General features: G+C 41.4%; 15 protein-coding genes. 8 read left to right on the forward strand and 7 right to left on the reverse strand.

Annotated features, from left to right (window positions below; all coding sequences use genetic code 11):
* Together PBAT_RS05165 and PBAT_RS05170 are read left to right on the forward strand one after the other, a co-directional pair.
* Complete coding sequence (locus PBAT_RS05165; RefSeq protein ID WP_068647200.1) at window positions 1-1,728, forward strand: ABC transporter ATP-binding protein; 1,728 nt, start codon at window positions 1-3, stop codon at window positions 1,726-1,728.
* Window positions 1,725-3,596, forward strand: coding sequence for an ABC transporter ATP-binding protein (locus PBAT_RS05170; protein WP_068647202.1), 1,872 nt, complete (start codon window positions 1,725-1,727; stop codon window positions 3,594-3,596). Before PBAT_RS05165 ends, PBAT_RS05170 begins: the two co-directional genes overlap by 4 nt.
* A 59-nt stretch (window positions 3,597-3,655) precedes the next feature.
* Here the strand turns inward: PBAT_RS05170 and PBAT_RS05175 are convergent, their stop codons facing one another.
* Window positions 3,656-4,081 carry a ferritin-like domain-containing protein gene (locus PBAT_RS05175; protein WP_068647204.1) on the reverse strand — a complete coding sequence of 142 codons (426 nt, stop codon included), beginning with the start codon at window positions 4,079-4,081 and terminating at the stop codon, window positions 3,656-3,658.
* A gap of 127 nt (window positions 4,082-4,208) precedes the next feature.
* Entirely contained in the window at window positions 4,209-4,832 is a 624-nt protein-coding gene (locus PBAT_RS05180) for a TetR/AcrR family transcriptional regulator (protein ID WP_084402837.1), read from the reverse strand.
* Between the two features lie 167 nt (window positions 4,833-4,999).
* On the opposite strand from PBAT_RS05180, the gene PBAT_RS05185 reads away from it, so the two are divergent.
* Window positions 5,000-7,222, forward strand: coding sequence for an MMPL family transporter (locus tag PBAT_RS05185; protein ID WP_068647206.1), 2,223 nt, complete (start codon window positions 5,000-5,002; stop codon window positions 7,220-7,222).
* A 159-nt stretch (window positions 7,223-7,381) separates the two neighbouring features.
* Here the strand turns inward: PBAT_RS05185 and PBAT_RS25520 are convergent, their stop codons facing one another.
* Window positions 7,382-7,546 (reverse strand): hypothetical protein, encoded by a 165-nt coding sequence (locus tag PBAT_RS25520; RefSeq protein WP_169810080.1) that lies wholly within the window; start codon window positions 7,544-7,546, stop codon window positions 7,382-7,384.
* A gap of 218 nt (window positions 7,547-7,764) precedes the next feature.
* Between PBAT_RS25520 and PBAT_RS05190 the strand changes: the two genes are divergently transcribed.
* Entirely contained in the window at window positions 7,765-8,694 is a 930-nt protein-coding gene (locus PBAT_RS05190; RefSeq protein WP_068647208.1) for a nucleoside hydrolase, read from the forward strand.
* 84 nt (window positions 8,695-8,778) lie between these two features.
* Here the strand turns inward: PBAT_RS05190 and modB are convergent, their stop codons facing one another.
* Window positions 8,779-9,453: a molybdate ABC transporter permease subunit gene (gene modB, locus PBAT_RS05195; protein ID WP_068647211.1), complete on the reverse strand. Its 675-nt coding sequence runs from the start codon at window positions 9,451-9,453 to the stop codon at window positions 8,779-8,781.
* Window positions 9,450-10,265, reverse strand: a complete 816-nt coding sequence (gene modA, locus PBAT_RS05200; RefSeq protein WP_068647213.1) for a molybdate ABC transporter substrate-binding protein — start codon at window positions 10,263-10,265, stop codon at window positions 9,450-9,452. Before modA ends, modB begins: the two co-directional genes overlap by 4 nt.
* 164 nt (window positions 10,266-10,429) lie before the next feature.
* Here modA and PBAT_RS05205 point away from each other — a divergent pair, with 164 nt between their 5' ends.
* Window positions 10,430-11,371 carry a helix-turn-helix transcriptional regulator gene (locus tag PBAT_RS05205; protein ID WP_068647215.1) on the forward strand — a complete coding sequence of 314 codons (942 nt, stop codon included), beginning with the start codon at window positions 10,430-10,432 and terminating at the stop codon, window positions 11,369-11,371.
* Between the two features lie 108 nt (window positions 11,372-11,479).
* Here the strand turns inward: PBAT_RS05205 and PBAT_RS05210 are convergent, their stop codons facing one another.
* The gene (locus tag PBAT_RS05210) at window positions 11,480-13,030 is read right to left on the reverse strand and encodes an FAD-dependent oxidoreductase (RefSeq protein ID WP_246168344.1); all 1,551 of its coding nucleotides are present in this window, start codon (window positions 13,028-13,030) and stop codon (window positions 11,480-11,482) included.
* 236 nt (window positions 13,031-13,266) lie between these two features.
* Between PBAT_RS05210 and PBAT_RS05215 the strand changes: the two genes are divergently transcribed.
* The 3 genes from PBAT_RS05215 (at window position 13,267) to PBAT_RS05225 (ending at window position 16,268) form a co-directional block, all read left to right on the forward strand.
* Window positions 13,267-13,683 (forward strand): MerR family transcriptional regulator, encoded by a 417-nt coding sequence (locus tag PBAT_RS05215; protein WP_068647217.1) that lies wholly within the window; start codon window positions 13,267-13,269, stop codon window positions 13,681-13,683.
* Window positions 13,684-13,748: 65 nt separating this feature from the next.
* Window positions 13,749-15,197, forward strand: coding sequence for a DHA2 family efflux MFS transporter permease subunit (locus PBAT_RS05220; protein ID WP_068647218.1), 1,449 nt, complete (start codon window positions 13,749-13,751; stop codon window positions 15,195-15,197).
* A 108-nt stretch (window positions 15,198-15,305) separates the two neighbouring features.
* The gene (locus PBAT_RS05225) at window positions 15,306-16,268 is read left to right on the forward strand and encodes a DUF2167 domain-containing protein (RefSeq protein WP_068647220.1); all 963 of its coding nucleotides are present in this window, start codon (window positions 15,306-15,308) and stop codon (window positions 16,266-16,268) included.
* Between the two features lie 68 nt (window positions 16,269-16,336).
* On the opposite strand, the gene PBAT_RS05230 is transcribed toward PBAT_RS05225, so the two are convergent.
* Entirely contained in the window at window positions 16,337-17,440 is a 1,104-nt protein-coding gene (locus PBAT_RS05230; protein WP_068647222.1) for a GGDEF domain-containing protein, read from the reverse strand.
* Between the last annotated feature and the right edge of the window lie 136 nt (window positions 17,441-17,576).

Here is a 17,576-nt window from a genome sequence, read left to right on the forward strand (position 1 = left end):
ATGTTGAAATTATTTAAAAATTTGAGACCTTATCGGCTTCCAATCGCAGTGGTACTCATTCTGGTATTTATACAATCGTTATCAGATCTATATCTACCAACATTGATGGCGGATATTGTAGATAAAGGAATTGTGGAAGGTGATATTCCTTATATTTGGCAAATAGGTGGCATCATGTTACTGATAGCAGGTATAGGGGCTATATGCTCTATAGGAGCTAGCTATTTCTCCTCCCGTGTTGCTGTAGGATTCGGTCAACGATTACGGAGTAAGATGTTCAATCATGTACAGAATTTCTCACTACAGGAGTTCGATAAGATTGGCACAGCCTCATTAATCACTCGGACCACGAATGATATTAACCAAGTGCAACAGGTGCTAATTATGCTTCTTCGTATGATGATAAGCGCTCCGATGATGTGTATCGGTGGTATCATTATGGCCGTAAATAAAGATGCCAAATTATCACTTGTTATCGTTGTTGTTATTCCGGTACTCGTTGGTGCGATTGCGATTATAGCGCTTAAGGGACTCCCACTATTTAAAGCAATGCAAGTAAAGTTAGATACACTGAATCGTGTATTACGGGAGAATCTTACAGGTATGCGAGTCATTCGCTCGTTCAATCGTACGGAGCATGAGACAAAGCGCTTCAACGATGCCAATGTTGACCTAACAAACACAGCTATTAAAGTAAATAAAATTATGGCAGCGATGATGCCAATCATGATGCTTGTTATGAACTTCGCAACGATTGCCATTGTTTGGTTCGGTGGAATTCGTATAAGTAATGGTGAGATGCAAGTAGGTTCATTAATGGCATTTATTCAATACGCTGCGCAAATTATGTTCTCTCTTATTATGGTTTCTGTTATTTTTGTTATCGTTCCAAGAGCTTCTGCTTCCGCAACTCGCATTAATGAGGTATTAAACATGGTACCGGAAATTAAAGATCCAGCACAACCTAGACAAGATAATGGTCAACGTGGTTACCTTTCATTTGAGAATGTTACCTTCCATTATCCTGGCGCAGAACAACCAGCGATCGCTAATATTTCCTTTGATGCAAGGCCGGGTGAGACAACGGCAATTATTGGAGGAACGGGATCAGGTAAATCAACGCTTCTTAGTCTTATCCCACGTTTCTACGATGTAGGTAGCGGAAGAGTACTTATCGATGATGTGGATGTACGAGAACTATCACAGGAACAATTAAGAGCGAAGATTGGCTTCGTTCCTCAGAAATCAGTACTCTTCACAGGGACTATAGCTGAGAATATTCGTTATGGTAAGGAAGATGCTAGTGATGAAGAAATCCAGCGTGCTGCTGAAATAGCACAGGCAACGGAGTTTATATCGAATATGAAAGACGGATTTGAGTCCGACATCGCACAAGGTGGTAGTAATATCTCTGGCGGACAGAAACAGAGACTATCCATTGCTCGTGCATTAGTTAGAGATCCAGAAGTCTATGTATTTGACGATAGCTTCTCAGCTCTTGATTTCAAGACCGATTCTAAGCTTCGTGCAGCAATGAAAGAGGTTACTGCGAATGCCACTGTGCTGTTAGTAGCTCAGAGAGTAAGTACAGTAATGGATGCGGATCGAATTATCGTGTTGGATGATGGTGGTATCGTCGGAATAGGCAAACACCGAGAGTTGATGGATACCTGTGATGTATATCGTGAGATTGTATCCTCACAGTTGTCAGAGGAGGAAAGCGCATGAGTGAGAACAAGCAGTCTAGCTCAGGAATGGGAAAAGGACATGGACCAGGTGGACCGGGGATGGTGATGCCTGGCGAGAAGGCAAAGAATTTCAAGGGATCTTTAAAAAGATTAACTCAATATCTTAAGCCTCGTAAAATCACATTGTTATTCATACTATTGATGGCGATACTAAGTACGCTATTTAGTATCGTGAGCCCCAAAATATTGGGGAAAGCGACAACTAAATTATTTGAAGGTATTATAGCAATGTCAAAAGGTGTGCCAGGCGCTAAAATTGATTTTGATTATATCACGCAGATCTTGCTGATCTTGATAGGATTCTATATCATCAGTGCGTTATTCGGATATGTGCAACAATATTTGATGGCAGGAGTTGCTCAGAAGGTCGTACTGGATATGCGTACGCAAATTAATAGCAAGTTATCTAGGTTACCGCTTAAGTATTTCGATTCCAAGACGCATGGTGAGATTCTGAGTCGTGCGACGAATGATGTCGACAATATCAGCACAACGTTGCAACAGAGTATAACGCAGCTTATTACATCCGTGGTTACCATTGTTGGGGTCATTGTCATGATGCTCACAATCAGTCCATGGCTGACACTTATTACGATTATTACTTTGCCCCTAAGTATTCTTGTTGTTAAGGGCGTAGCTAGTCGGTCCCAGAAGTATTTCAAGGGACAACAAAAGTCTCTCGGCGATCTGAACGGACATGTCGAGGAAATGTACACAGGACATAAAATTGTGAAGGCATTCGGTCGTGAAGAACAATCGATGAAAGATTTCGACGAAATTAATGATAAATTGTACCACTCCGGATGGAAAGCTCAGTTCCTTTCCGGGTTGATTATGCCTTTAATGAGTTTTGTTAGTAATATCGGTTACGTATTAGTATGTGTCGTTGGTGGAATATTTGTCACGAACGGGAGAATCAGCATCGGGGATGTGCAAGCTTTTATTCAATACACAAGACAATTCTCAATGCCGATTGCTCAAACAGCTAACATTGCGAACGTTATTCAATCAACAATAGCATCTGCTGAACGTGTATTTGAACTCTTGGATGAGGAAGAGGAAGTGCCAGAAATTCAGAATGCCAAGACGATTCAATACCCACAAGGAGCAGTTCAATTCGAACATGTTAAGTTTGGATACAAGGAAGATGCCATACTCATTGAAGATATGAATATTGATGTGTCCCCCGGACAGACGATCGCCATTGTTGGGCCGACGGGAGCAGGGAAGACGACACTCATTAATCTGCTAATGCGTTTCTATGAGTTAAATGATGGTGCGATCAAGATCGATGGCGTGAATATTGCGGATATGAAGCGTGGGGATCTTCGCAGCAAGTTCGGGATGGTTCTTCAAGATACTTGGCTCTTTAATGGTACGATTAGAGACAATATTGCTTATGGCCGTGAAGGGTCTACGGAAGAAGAGATCATTAATGCCTCTAAGGCAGCCCATGCGGATCATTTCATTCGAACGCTTCCGGATGGTTATAGTACCATTTTGAATGAAGAGGCTTCGAATATATCTCAAGGTCAGAAACAGCTTCTAACCATCGCGCGAGCTATTCTAGCGAATCCTTCGATTCTTATTCTAGACGAAGCAACCAGTAGTGTAGATACACGTACAGAAATCTACATTCAGAAAGCGATGAATGAATTGATGAAAGGTAGAACAAGCTTCGTCATTGCGCATAGATTGTCTACGATTCGTGATGCCGATCTTATTCTAGTTATGAATCAGGGTAGCGTTATTGAAAAGGGTAACCATGAGGATTTACTGAAGCAGGGTGGATTCTATGCGGACCTGTATAACAGTCAATTCTCTGAATCAATCGATGATGCAGTGTAATTACATGTGAAAATAACAAAAAGGAGTACGCACTGATTACCAGTGCGTACTCCTTTTTGTTAATGCAAAAAAGATAAAAACCAAACAGCATGATTCTGTTCATCAGCAGCTGTACGTCTAAATAAATCTTTTACGTAGTTATCGCGTACCTGATCTGAGACCTTGAGGTAATATTCGACCGTGTTTTGTTCATCTGTAAATGAAGCTAATACACCTGCTCGATATTCTGTTGCACAAGCTTCGGTTAATTTGGGAGCAGGCAAACAACCTGTTAAACGGGTGTAAAGATGGGAGAAATGCTGGAAATGTCTGATCTCATCTTGACGTATTTCCGAAATCTTCCTCTTAACTTCTTCTGTAGGGGCCAAAGCAGCTAGCTTCTCGTAGCAGGTAATAGCATGGTATTCACCATTTAAGGTTTTCATAAGATCTCGAACCAGTTGTGTTTGTGCTGCCGATCTTGCTTGATCATAATGTGATAACATTTCCGTAATCCGCTCCCTTATCTCATAGGCTTATATAACATATGCATGCCTACTCTACAGGTTCACATCGAGCGAAAAGTAATAGGAAAAGTAAGGGTAATCATATAAATATGTGTGAATTACATTATCACGTTGGGACAACGCCATGCCAGAATAAATCCATAATTTTATGGGCTAAATGGGTAGGAGAAAGGTTGTAGTCTGCTGATATCTCCCGGTTTCCCACCATCAGAAGTGAATAGAAGGTGTGGGCGAGAAATAGCGGATCACCGATACGAATTTCTCCTTGGTCCATCGATTGTTGGAAGCTGTGAATGAGCACATCATTTATAGCTTCCTCAGAAGCCATAATGGTCTTAATTTGTTCAGGAGAGAGCGACGCTCTTGCTTCACGCATAATGGTCTCAAAGTCACCGTGAGGTCTAGCCAATTTCACTTGGGCTAATTCGCGTAATCGATCTAATAATGGGCCGTCTTGTTCCATGATGCGTTTCGTATGCATTCTTGCCATACCGGTCATTGATGTCACAGATGCTGTGAATAGTTGAGCTTTACTCTCAAAATGATAATAAATAGATGCTTTGGTTACGCCACATGCTTTGGCAATCTGTTGTAAGGATATGGCTTCATAACCATTCTCCATGAATAGGTTGGATGCGATACGTAAAATCAATTGATCTATTGGTAATTCCTCTTCCGACCGTTTCGGGCGACCTGGTAAGCGAGTATTGTTATTAGGTGGATTAGTCATGTATGTTATATCCTCCAAGTGGATGAAATTAAATATAATTCGGTTATTTTAAAAATTAAATTGATAATTAACCTTCCGGTATATATAATTGTATTTATACTTAATATTATACACTGACCCGTTATACATTACACTTCTTTATAGTAAAGGGTTCAAGGAGGATCATAATGAAAGAAAAGGCTGGACTTGGCAGATGGGTTGCAGGTAAACGAAGTAAATGGATTACACTTTTAGTCTGGATAGTGGTTGTAGGTGTTCTTACGATAGTTTGGCCTAGTGTTGGCAGTAAAGAGATTAACAATTCGCCCAACTTGAATGATGATGTTGCTTCTGTTCAAGCTGAGCAAATTGCAAATCGAGAATTTCCAAGTGGATCAGGGATTCCTGCTCTTCTTGTGTGGCACCGTGAGGGTGGTATGACAGACGAGGATATTACACAGGTGCAACAATTATTTGCCAAGTGGGGAGCTAATCCCGTATCACATCAAGAGTTCGTTCCACCATTTGATAAGATGCCAATTCCTGCGGTGAAGGCGCTCCTTTCAGAAGATCAGAGCACCTTAGTTACACCAGTAGTGTTCAGTAAAGGGATGGATAGTGATCAATTAAAGGAAGGTGTCGAGGAACTTAAGGCACAGACGAAGGATGAGATGGGTACTGACCCATTTGCTGTAAAACAAGATGATGGAAGTAAGCTAAGCGCGCGTGTCACCGGTCCGGTTGGTATTTCCATTGATGCAACTGGATTATTCAAGAACGCAGACTTTAAGCTGATGTTAGGAACAGTACTATTAGTATTAGTAATCTTGCTTCTTATTTATCGTTCACCTATTCTTGCATTAATTCCATTGGTTGCCGTTGGATTTGCTTATGGTGTGACTAGCCCTATTCTTGGGTTCATGGCAGATAAGGGTTGGATTGTCGTTGATGGTCAAGCGATATCGATTATGACGGTATTATTGTTCGGTGCAGGAACCGATTATTGTCTATTCCTCATCTCCCATTACCGTCATGTGCTTAAACATGAAGAGGATAAGGGGAAGGCATTGTTCAAATCCATTACGGATTCTTCAGGTGCTATTGCTATGAGTGGATTTACGGTCGTTCTAGCTTTGTTCGCACTTCTGTTGGCTAAGTATGGTGCGTATCATCGTTTCGCTGTACCGTTTAGTGTCTCCATTCTAATCATGGGTATCGCGAGCTTAACGTTAGTACCTGCAATATTGGCTATTTTAGGTCGTACTTCGTTCTATCCATTTATTCCACGTACACATGAAATGGAAGTAGAACATGCCGTTAAGAAGGGGAAACCAGTTCCTACTCCTAAAGCTAATCAAGAGAGTAAAATAGGTCGCTTGGTTGTTAATAAGCCATGGACGATTGTCATATTAGCGCTCGTATTACTCGGAGGTTTAGCTACTTTTTCAACTCAAGTGAAGTCAACATACGATCTGTTATCATCTTTTCCGAAGGATATGGCTTCAAGGGAAGGTTTTGACCGCATAGGTGAACAGTTCTCACCAGGGGAACTAGCTCCTGTCAAGATCATGGTAGATACAGAAGGTAAGACAGGTTCTTTGGGTGAGCAGCTAGCCGCATTGCCTTACGTGGCTAAGGTATCAGAAGCTGAACAAGGAGCACAGAATCCGACCATCGTTGGATACGATGTAGAGTTGAGTATGAATCCATATTCGATGGAAGCTATGAAACATATTCCGGATTTACGCTTGGTAGCTGAGAAATACCTGAAAGATTCAGGTATTAGTGCTTCAACGGATAAAGTATGGATCAGCGGCCAGACGGCTACTCAGTACGATACGAAAGTGACAAATGATCGAGATACACGAGTTGTCATACCTGTAGTCATTGGTCTAATTACATTATTATTACTGATCTATCTACGCTCTATTGTAGCGACCATTTATTTGGTGGCAACGGTGATCTTATCTTATTTCTCAGCACTTGGCTTAGGATGGATCATTATTCACTACGTTCTTGGTGCAGATTCTATACAAGGTGCAATTCCTCTATACTCCTTTGTATTCCTAGTAGCTCTTGGTGAAGACTATAACATCTTCATGATTTCTAGCATCTGGAAGAAGAGCAGAACCATGCCTCTGAAGCAAGCGATTAAAGAGGGCGTCGGCGAGACGAGTTCAGTTATTACTTCTGCGGGGATTATCTTAGCAGGAACGTTTGCTGTATTAGCGTCCTTACCGATTCAAGTATTAGTTCAATTTGGAATCGTTACGGCAATAGGTATTCTGTTAGATACATTCGTTGTGCGTCCATTCCTAGTACCGGCGATTACAACATTGTGTGGACGTTTTGCATTCTGGCCTGGGAAATATACTCAGATTGAGCAGCAAGAAGAACGAAGCCAATCATAGTATGTAACGAGAATTAGATGGATGATTGAGTACTAATCTAGAGGAATTGTAGAGACAGTCTAGATGATTGAAATATAGAAGACCACCACGAATGGAGATCCTCTTTAATTGAGAGAGGTCCCTCCCAAATCGTGGTGGTTTTTGTCAATAATGAGAACATTAGTTAGTCTTGCACTCTGTTTCAACATGATTTACAGGTCTTGCAGCCCACTCATCTGCTTGGGGTTCAATATCGACGCCATTCTCCATTTTCTTTCTTTCGGCAAGAGAATCTCCATCTTTATTCTCTTTATTTCGGACCTGATCTTCCGTCTGATGTTCCAATGAATTTCCTCCTTATTAATGCTTTTTGTTAGACACATTTGTAGAGTATCCCGTTCAAGGGGTTATCATGCGTGAGAAATAGCGATACAGTGAGGATGCGATTATGTATTTTGTAGAGAAGTCCATTGGAACGACGTATGAATGTAACTTTACTTTGTTTACAAAGACACGTATTCTTGTCTAACAAGAATTCTTAAATGATAGGAGACAAACATACGATGCGCAAGATTATATTAGATGTAGACACTGGTATCGATGATGCATTAGGCATTATGCTTGCTGTAAAAAGCGGGATTGCGGATATCGCGGGAATTACAACGGTTAGCGGAAATATTTCTATCCAGACTGCGACATTAAATACGTGTAAAATTCTTGAGCTAATTCATGCGCAGGATATTCCAGTTATACAAGGTGCCGTCCATCCCGTTATACGTGAACCAAGATATGAACATGATGTGCATGGGGTGGATGGATTAGGTGGAGCGTTGAAAGATAAGACACCATCTATTAAACCTGAAGATGGTTTTGCACCGGATTTCATTATTCAGACCGTGAAAGAAAATCCAGGTATCATAACACTCATTATGACGGGACCTCTTACGAATCTGGCATTGGCAATACGCAAATGTGCGGAACTTCCTGAACTCGTGGATGAAGTTGTATTCATGGGTGGGGCAGTCAGTGTGAGTGGGAATATTACCCCTACGGCAGAGTTCAATATGTTTGCCGATCCAGAAGCGGCTCGAATTGTATTCCAAGCAGGTTTCAAGAAGCTAACGATGGTTGGTTTAGATGTTACAAGTAAGGTGCTATTTACTGATGACCATATTGCTCAACTCACAAATCCTGCAATTAAGGATTATGTAGCGCAAAGCTTGAACGATTACATGAATCGGCATGCAAGAGTCTATGATACCACTCGTGCAAGTCTTCTTCATGATCCACTTGCTGTAGGTATTGCACTTTATAGTGGTCTAGTGACGACAAAAGCATATCACGTGGATATCGAGACAACGAGCCGGTTATGTGACGGGCAGACGGTCTGTGACTTCCATAATAGCTGGGGGAAATCACCTAATATGAATGTGTGTATCGAAGTAGATAGCGAGGCTTTCTTGAAATTGTTTATTGAAACCTTAAATAAATAACGTTTGTTCAAGTGATATATAAATGAAAAAGCATGCCGGAAGATCCTATTGGATTTGGCATGCTTTTTTATATGGGATTAGAGATTATTGCTTTCTTCGACCAGTCATTAATAACAGTAAGAAAGAAATGAGAATCATCGTGAGCGTCCATGCCCATGCCATATGTGTATTGCCGGAATCCACGGCTACATAAATGGCTGTAGGGATGGTTTGCGTCTTGCCAGGGATATTTCCGGCAATCATTAGTGTTGCCCCGAATTCACCTAGACCTCGTGCGAATCCAAGAATATAAGCGGACACCAGTGATCTCGATGCTAATGGGAGTGTAATATAACGAAATACCTGCCATTCATTTGCACCCATCGAGCGACTAGCTTCCTCTAAGTCTTTTTCAATAGAAGCGAGTCCAACTTTCATCGTCTGATATACAAGGGGAAAAGAAACGACAATTGCCGCAATCACGGCAGCCCACCATGAGAATATGATAGGCGCTGTGAAGAACCATTCGATGGCTTGTCCAAGCCAGCTCTTTCTTCCAAATAGAATTAGTAGAAGAAAGCCAACGACCGTTGGGGGAAGAACAAGGGGGAGCATAAACAACGTTTCGAGCCAAATCTTCCCTCTGAAGTGTCTCTTAGTCATCCACCAAGCAACGACGACACCGAGCACAATGGTTACGATACTTGAGAGAAATGCGATCTGTAACGATAATCGAATGGGAATCCAGAACTGATGCCAATCTATATCCAGCATGTTCATTTAGGCACGGAGAACCCATATTTGATGAAAATATTTAAGGCTACTTCTGATTGAAGAAAGGCATAAAAGGCTTCCGTTTCTTCAAGATGTTTCGTTGCGGAGACAATGCCCATGGGGTACTCAATCGTAGTGTAAGTAGTAGGGTCTACGGTCACAATAACCTTTACTTTATCTGAAGTTAGCGCATCGGTCTGATACACAAAACCTGCATCGACATTTCCTGTCTCAACGTATTGAAGGACTTGACGCACATCTTTCGCTTGTACGATCTTCGATTGTAGCGTATCCCATAAGTTAGATTTAGTTAATGCTTCTTTGGCATAATTACCAGCCGGTACGCTCTCTGGAATACCTACTGCGACCTTAGTTACATCCTCATGAGATAAGTCGCTAACATGGCTGATTACCACTTTTCCTTCAGTAGGAACAACAACTACCAGTTCGTTAGTTAATAGATTCATAGATTTATCTTCTTGGATTAGTTGTTTATCTACGAGTGCCTGTAAATTCTTCTTAGCTGCGGAAATGAATAGATCCACCGGAGCTCCTTGTTCAATTTGCTGTTGTAGCGCACCTGAAGCAGCAAAATTAAAGTTGAGTTTAATGTTAGGATATGTAGATTCATACGCCTTTTGAATATCTTGTAATGCATTTGTTAAGCTCGCAGCAGCAGAGATCGTTAGATCTACCTTTTGTGCAGGGACGTCACTTGTTTGTGTGCTTGTATCTTTCGAAGATCCACAGGCAGTAGCCATAAGAGAAATCATCAGAACCAGACACAGAATACTACTGTTTTTCATGAATTTAGTCATTTCATCACCCTTTTAAGTTATGATTGGTTATATCTAGATATAAGTAGTATGAATTATACGTGAAGTTATATTTAAAAGTAAACCTTATTTATCCTAACGAATAGGGGTTATGCTAGAATGAATGAATCAATTAACGCGTGTTGATATACCAGAAGGGAGCCCTTATGACAAACGATGTGTCCTATACAACGGAAGAAATTTCGAAACTTTTGAAGATATCTAAGCTTACCGTATATGATTTGATCAAAAAGGGTGAGTTGCTCTCTTATAGAGTTGGCAAGCAAATGCGAATTGATGCCGTAGATTTGGAAGCTTATAAGCAGCGTGCTAAAGGGTTGTCTAACAAGCCTTCTTTAAGTCATATAGCAACGCCACTTCCATCTTCGATGAAGGCAAATGTTAGATCTATTGTTATTACTGGCCAAGATATTAGTCTTGATATATTAGCTAAGCATATCGAGGATAAGACAACGGGGATACGTCCACTTCGTAGCCACGTTAGCAGCCTTGAAAGTCTCATATCTATGTATAAAGGCGAAGCGGACGTTGTTAGCACGCATCTCTTAGATGGAGATACAGGAGAATACAATCTTCCTTATATCAGAAGAATACTTGCAGGCTCCTCCTACGTGGTAGTCAATCTGCTGTTCAGAAGAGCGGGGCTATATGTTCAATCTAACAACCCTAAGAATATTAACCATTGGACGGATTTAACCCAACCTGGACTACGTTTAATCAATCGCGAGAAGGGTTCTGGCGCTAGAGTATTACTGGATGAGCAACTACGTATACATGGTATTCATGGTCAAGCACTATTAGGATACGGTGAGGAACGGTCAAATCATTTAGCTGTGGCTACTAGAGTAGCCTCTGGCGAAGCAGATGTAGGTGTAGGTATTGAGAAAGCGGCATCCATGGTTGACCATGTCGACTTTATTCCATTAATGAACGAGAGATACGATCTTGTAATGATGAAGAATGCAGATAACTTAGGCTGGATCGGATCACTCATGGACATTCTACAGTCCGATGAGTACAGGCAGGAACTAAGTGTGATCTCAGAATATGACCTATCACAGACCGGACAAATCATGTTGGAGACATAACAAACTAACTTACTTACGAAACACTAATACCACTCCCTTTATGTGAAGGAGAGTGGTATTGGTGTTGTAGGTCCTAGGAGGGAGCTATAGTTACATGGAAGTTATATCTTATGCGTAGGCATCAAGTTTCTTTAGTGGTTCTTGTGCAGGTCCTTCAAGAACATTTCCATCATAGCCAAATCTAGAACCGTGGCATGGGCAATCCCAAGAGCGCTCACCTTCGTTCCATTCTACCTCGCAGCCTAAGTGGGTGCATGTTGTATCGACTAGATGAAGTTCGCCTTCCGTGTCACGGTACGCACCGGCTCTTCTTCCATAATGGGTTACAACCGAGCCTTCATCTTTCTGAAGATCCTCGGGTTTCGTATAGACAATGCCTAATTTGCCGGATAACATCTCCTTCGCTACATTGGCATTTTCAACGATGAAATTCTTAATGCTTGGATTAGGGTGGAATCGTGAAGGAGAGAAGAGTTCGGAATAGGGGTTCTCTCTTTCTTGAATCTGATCGGTAATGATTCTTGCAGAAACTGTTCCTGTCGTCATCCCCCACTTGGCGAATCCAGTCGCTACGTAAATTCCTTCATCGCTTGCGGTAATCTGACCGATATAAGGGACCTTATCAAGGGTGAACAGATCCTGAGCAGACCAGCGGAAAGGAATGCTCTCTATGCCTAACAATTGATCTCCGAACGCTTCGAGATTCTCATAATGCTGATAGGTGCATATGCCTTGTCCCGTCTTATGGCCTTCTCCACCCACGAGAACGAGGGATTCACCATGCCATGAAGCCGATCGTAGCGTACGTATAGGCTCATCAACACTAATATACATCCCACCTGCAAAAGGTGTTTTGGGTTTCATTGCAACGACGTAGGAACGTTCCGCATGCAGACGCGAGAAATAGAACCCTCCACCATCTGTGAATGGGAAGTGGGAAGCGGAGATGATATGTTGACAAGTGACTGTGTGATTACCTTGTGGTGTTGTGAGCGTGAAAGGTCTTGTTCCTTCGAGCTTCTTACTAACCGTTGTATTCTCATATATAACGCCGCCAGCTTTGACAATAGCCTCCACTAGACGCTTCAAATAAGCTAAAGGATGGAATTGTGCTTGACCTGGGAGATGAATGGCCCCCTTTACCTCAAGGGCAATAGGGAGAGTCTCTTTCCATAATCCCGGAATTCCAAGCTTCTCGTAGGCTTGGAATTCATTCCTAAGCTTGGCCTCAGCTTGATCACCTTCCGCATACAGATAGGCGTCTTCTTCTTTCCATTCACAAGGGATGTCGAGCTCTTTCACCGTTCGTGCCATCCATTCAATGGCTTCACTGTTGGCACGATAGTACTTAGCAGCAAGATCTTCTCCCAAATGCTGTATCAGTTCGTCATAGATTAGGCCATGTTGGGCTGTAACCTTAGCAGTGGTATGACCTGTGGTCCCTTCTAATATGCGGCCAGCGTCTAACAATGCGACCTTCAAACCCTCTTGTGACAATAAATAGGCAGTCGTTATGCCTGTAATTCCAGCCCCAACAATAGCTACATCTACTTTAATATCCTCTTCTAGTTGGGGAAAAGTAGGTAGTTCAGTTGAAGCCCGCCATAAGGATTCAGGATATTGAGGCAGTTGGTTCGTTGGGTTTAATGGGTTATTCACAACAAGGTTCCTCCTAGTTAGGTTAGTCATTTCGATTAGTTTGCCTCATTATTCCTAAATTACTATTATTTTTGTGAAATAAATCATTTGGGATATGGGGACGTCGGGAATGAACTTGTCCGAAGGCATGTTTAAGAGTGAAATTCATGAAGATATAACAACAATAACGTTGACGTTAACGTTAAGTGTGGAGTATAGTGTTATATATTAAAGTTGGAAGTTACGGAGGGATAGAGATGAATTGGTTAAAGATTGATGACGTTGCCAAAGAAACGGGTCTAACCAAAAGATCGATTCGTTACTATGAAGAAATTGGATTAATGACGACGCCTGAGCGTTCAAATGGTGGAATTCGATTGTACACAGAGGAAGATGTTGAATATTTGAAAACAATCGTTCTAGCTAAAAAGGTGCTTGGTTTCTCATTACAAGAAATTCAGGATTATTTACAAATCCGTGATCGTATGAAGCACCATCACAGTAATTTCCAGTCTTCTAATGATGAAGTGCAGCGGATTTCAGAACTTCAGAAGATGAAGGAGACCGTGAACCAGCAAATCGATCTCGTTCAAGGGAAGATGGATGATATGAATCAAATTTTGCATGGATTATTAGACACGGCGAAGCGGATTGAACAGTCATTAGATAAATAAGTTAGTTAGTGATGAAATTGGCATTGATGCTGAATTGCGTACTGACAACATGATGGAGGGCTCTTATGAATAGAGAGGTATCTACTGCCGCCAGTTCATTCTGGCCGGTTCTTTTTGCGATTTTTTTCGGAAATTTCTTAGCATCATTAAGTACGACAACGATTAATATAGCGTTACCTGCATTCATGCAACAATTTACAGCTGAGTTGCATACGGTGCAGTGGATGGTTACAGGGTTTATGTTAGCAACGGGTGTCATTGCACCTGTCCTTGGATATTTAGGCGATCAGTACAGTTATAAGCGTCTTTATATCTTTTCGATCATTGGATTTACGATCTGCTCTGCACTCTGCGTGTTGTCGTGGAATATTCAGAGTTTAATATCTTTCCGAATACTTCAAGGGTTGTTTAGTGGGCTGATCATGCCTGCAACAATGACCATCATTTATCAGGTCGTTGAGAAGGAGAAGCAGGCTTTTGCACTTAGTATGTGGAGTGTTTCCGCCATGCTCGGACCAGCACTTGGACCGACAGTGGGTGGTTTTCTTGTTCAGCATTTCAACTGGCATGCACTATTTATTATGAATATACCCATTGGGCTCATTGCGATTGTGGTAGCGATTCGTTATATCCCTTACTATAAGCTAAGTAGCAAGCAACATTTTGATAGTGTTGGATTTATATCTGTAATTATAAGCAGTGGGGCACTTCTCGTAGCCCTGAGCCAAGGAAGTATGTGGGGCTGGCAGTCAGTCAAGACATTATCGTTATTGATTGGTGGAGCAGTATTACTTATCTTCTTTATTCTGTGGGAGCTTAGAGTGAAAGAACCTCTTCTTCATTTACGTATTCTACGGATTCGGAAGTTCTCTTATAGTCTTGTGTTAAATGGAATAATTTCTATTTCTCTGTACTCTGGGACATTTCTCATACCCATTTATCTACAAAATGTACAGCACACTACTGCGATGCAAGCAGGGCTTATTATGTTGCCAGGTTCTCTGATGATGGTTGTATGTGCACCCATTGCCGGTCGTCTCTATTCCCGAATAGGACCCGTAAAGCTCAGTCTGTTCGGTGTATTATTGATGGTAGTCTCTACTTGGAGCTTAACTGGACTTACCGTAACCACATCACATATGTTCATTACCGTATGGATGGCCGTTCGATATATAGGTATAACTTTCGCTAATATGCCGATTACCAATGCTGGAATGGGGGCTGTACCTGCGAATGAGTCTGGACATGCCTCCTCAATTAATAATTGGATTAAACAGGGTATGGGGTCGTTTGCGATTGGAATATTTAGCTCTCTTCTCGCTAGCCGTACAGCCTTTCATTTACAAGGTGTCGTTAATCCGACTGAAGCCGCGCAACAGTTCGCATTTACGTGGAGTGTGGGCGATGTATTTATGATAGCGACGATCATTATTGGGTTAGCTATACCCTTTACCTTTATGTTAAAAGATAGAAGATTACGACCCGTCAAAATGACAGCTGACAGCTCTCTATAATCAATATATTCCATAGGTATTAAGAATCAAATTAATATGTGGTATTCATTTCCATATCATTCTCTCCGATATTTATTATTGGTAAATAATAACTGAAGGAGAGATGTTGTGGTAAATCGTAGACATGGAAGATTTAGAACAAATCGAAGAAGCATTAGCTTCATATTGGCATTCATTATGGCAGTATGCGTAATAATGACAGCTTCGGGTGTAGTACATGCGGATACGGATACTCAGACTCAGGAACTGAACTGGGTAGAGGGTTCGGGACAAGAGGTAGGACTTGGATCGATCGCCAAGCTTAAATTACAGACGGGTCTGCAATTTCTTGATAAGGATGATACGATAGCTAGTGAGTTATCATATGGTGGAGTACCGAGTAATAAGGAGATTGGCTCCGTGTATACAACGGATCCGAATGCAACGTGGGCCGTGTTTTTCGATTATGATGATGTGGGTCATATTGCGGATGACGAGAAGAATGATATTGATGCGGATGCTTTACTGCAAAGTTATAAAGAAGGAACCGAAGCAGCTAATAAGGAAACAACAGAGGAGAATCACTTGTTTGTGGATGGTTGGGATGTTCCACCGACATATGATGACAATCTACATAGTTTGAAATGGTCACTCCTTGCTCATGATAATAACAATGAGACTCTGATCAATTACAATGTTCGCATATTGACGAAAGAAGGATATATTTCTGCTATTCTTGTATCAGACCCTACACATTTAGCGGAGGACCGTAAGGCATTCGAGAATATCGTGTTATCCAACTTTTCTGTGAATTCGGGCGAAGGGTATGCAGACTTCGACGAGTCGACGGATAGGTTAGCTGAGATTGGCCTTACCGGACTTATCGTAGGTGGTGCTGGATTGGTTGTGGCCAAAAAAGTTGGCTTAATTGCAATGCTTGTCGTACTTGTCAAAAAATTTGGAATCGTAATAGTTGTTGCTGTGGCTGGATTGTTCAAATATCTACGTAGAGGGCGTAAGAAGGATGAGACGTCTACGCCTAATCATGATAATGATGCTCCTCCTCCAATCGATTCGGACTATAGACCCTAATTAAATATACATAAAGAAGCCGTTATCTAACTTACGATAACGGCTTCTTTATGTTCTTTGAGTATGAGCTATTTCATTGTCTGAAGCTCCAATGTACATACTTTGTTACGACCTGTTCTCTTAGCTTCGTAGAGCGCCTTATCGGCCATATCAACAAGAGCATGTCCACTGGGAGTTGCTACTGTATCTGGATAAGTAGCAACTCCAATCGAGATCGTGATAGAAACAAATATTTGATCAGGCAGAATAAACGTATGATTCTGAACGCCCACACGTATTTTTTCAGCAATCACTAAAGCATGATGGTGGGGGCAATCCAACAATAATACGGTGAATTCTTCGCCACCATTTCGAGAGACCACATCAAAGGAACGAGAGTAATCTATAAGTATTTTCCCAATCGATTTAAGGACAACATCGCCAGAGGAATGGCCGTAGGTGTCATTTATTTTTTTGAAATGGTCAATGTCTATCACGAGTAGCGATAGGTTCTCTCCACGCTCGTTGGCATGAGCTAGATGAGTCTTGATGGCCAACTCAAATGCTCGCAGATTGTTGAGCTGTGTTAAGTGATCAGTCGTTGCTCGTTGTTCTAATTGAACAAATAGTTTATTTGTTGAATAAATATATTCAGTTATGGCATATACGAATAAGCCCCCAATGATAGCGATACCTAGTTGAATGGGATAGAAGCTCATGACGGTAGGAACATCCTTGATATTAATCATGAGAGTAATCAGAATGACGATCATACTCAGTATATTCATTAGATTAATTTTATGAAATCGTGACAAAGGATAACGTGAGATGATGGCGCATATAATCCCAACCACGATAATTCCGATGCAAGCTACGATTCCTGAAGAGGTGAACCCATATAACATCATTCGACCGATGCCAATGATAATAGCGCTAATAATAGCGGGTACTGGTCCGATGTATGTTCCTATAACGACAGGGAACAGATGGCGTAGATCAGCATATGTATTGGAACCAACAGGGATGGTGTATAACATCAGTACGATGCCGTATATTCCAAAGAGAATACCCGAATTAATTTGGACGGGAAGCGAGTTGGAGGACATCCCTATCGAATATCTTTTAGAAAGTACACCAGAGAAATAAAGAAAAGTAACGATAATACAAATATTAATAAATAACACATTAATCATGTAGGGAATTCCTCCTGGGTAAATTAAGCAATCCTTATTATATTAGCGGATTTAGAGGGAAGTTGTCGATTACTTTATGGCAATATACATACTTTTCACATATTTGGAACAACCTACGGATAAATCCAATGTAACG

The sequence above is a fragment of the Paenibacillus antarcticus genome, assembly GCF_001637225.1.
Classification (GTDB): domain Bacteria; phylum Bacillota; class Bacilli; order Paenibacillales; family Paenibacillaceae; genus Paenibacillus_AQ; species Paenibacillus_AQ antarcticus.

What these genes read in the sequence shown, in the direction of transcription:
- PBAT_RS05170 (WP_068647202.1), top strand. Translation starts at nt 1,725, where the DNA reads ATGAGTGAGAACAAGCAGTCTAGCTCAGGAATGGGAAAAGGACATGGA.
- PBAT_RS05205 (WP_068647215.1), top strand. Translation starts at nt 10,430, where the DNA reads ATGACAAACGATGTGTCCTATACAACGGAAGAAATTTCGAAACTTTTG.
- PBAT_RS05230 (WP_068647222.1), bottom strand. Translation starts at nt 17,440, where the DNA reads ATGATTAATGTGTTATTTATTAATATTTGTATTATCGTTACTTTTCTT.
- PBAT_RS05180 (WP_084402837.1), bottom strand. Translation starts at nt 4,832, where the DNA reads ATGACTAATCCACCTAATAACAATACTCGCTTACCAGGTCGCCCGAAA.
- modA (WP_068647213.1), bottom strand. Translation starts at nt 10,265, where the DNA reads ATGACTAAATTCATGAAAAACAGTAGTATTCTGTGTCTGGTTCTGATG.
- PBAT_RS05165 (WP_068647200.1), top strand. Translation starts at nt 1, where the DNA reads ATGTTGAAATTATTTAAAAATTTGAGACCTTATCGGCTTCCAATCGCA.
- PBAT_RS05190 (WP_068647208.1), top strand. Translation starts at nt 7,765, where the DNA reads ATGCGCAAGATTATATTAGATGTAGACACTGGTATCGATGATGCATTA.
- PBAT_RS05215 (WP_068647217.1), top strand. Translation starts at nt 13,267, where the DNA reads ATGAATTGGTTAAAGATTGATGACGTTGCCAAAGAAACGGGTCTAACC.
- PBAT_RS05220 (WP_068647218.1), top strand. Translation starts at nt 13,749, where the DNA reads ATGAATAGAGAGGTATCTACTGCCGCCAGTTCATTCTGGCCGGTTCTT.
- PBAT_RS05175 (WP_068647204.1), bottom strand. Translation starts at nt 4,081, where the DNA reads ATGTTATCACATTATGATCAAGCAAGATCGGCAGCACAAACACAACTG.
- modB (WP_068647211.1), bottom strand. Translation starts at nt 9,453, where the DNA reads ATGAACATGCTGGATATAGATTGGCATCAGTTCTGGATTCCCATTCGA.
- PBAT_RS05185 (WP_068647206.1), top strand. Translation starts at nt 5,000, where the DNA reads ATGAAAGAAAAGGCTGGACTTGGCAGATGGGTTGCAGGTAAACGAAGT.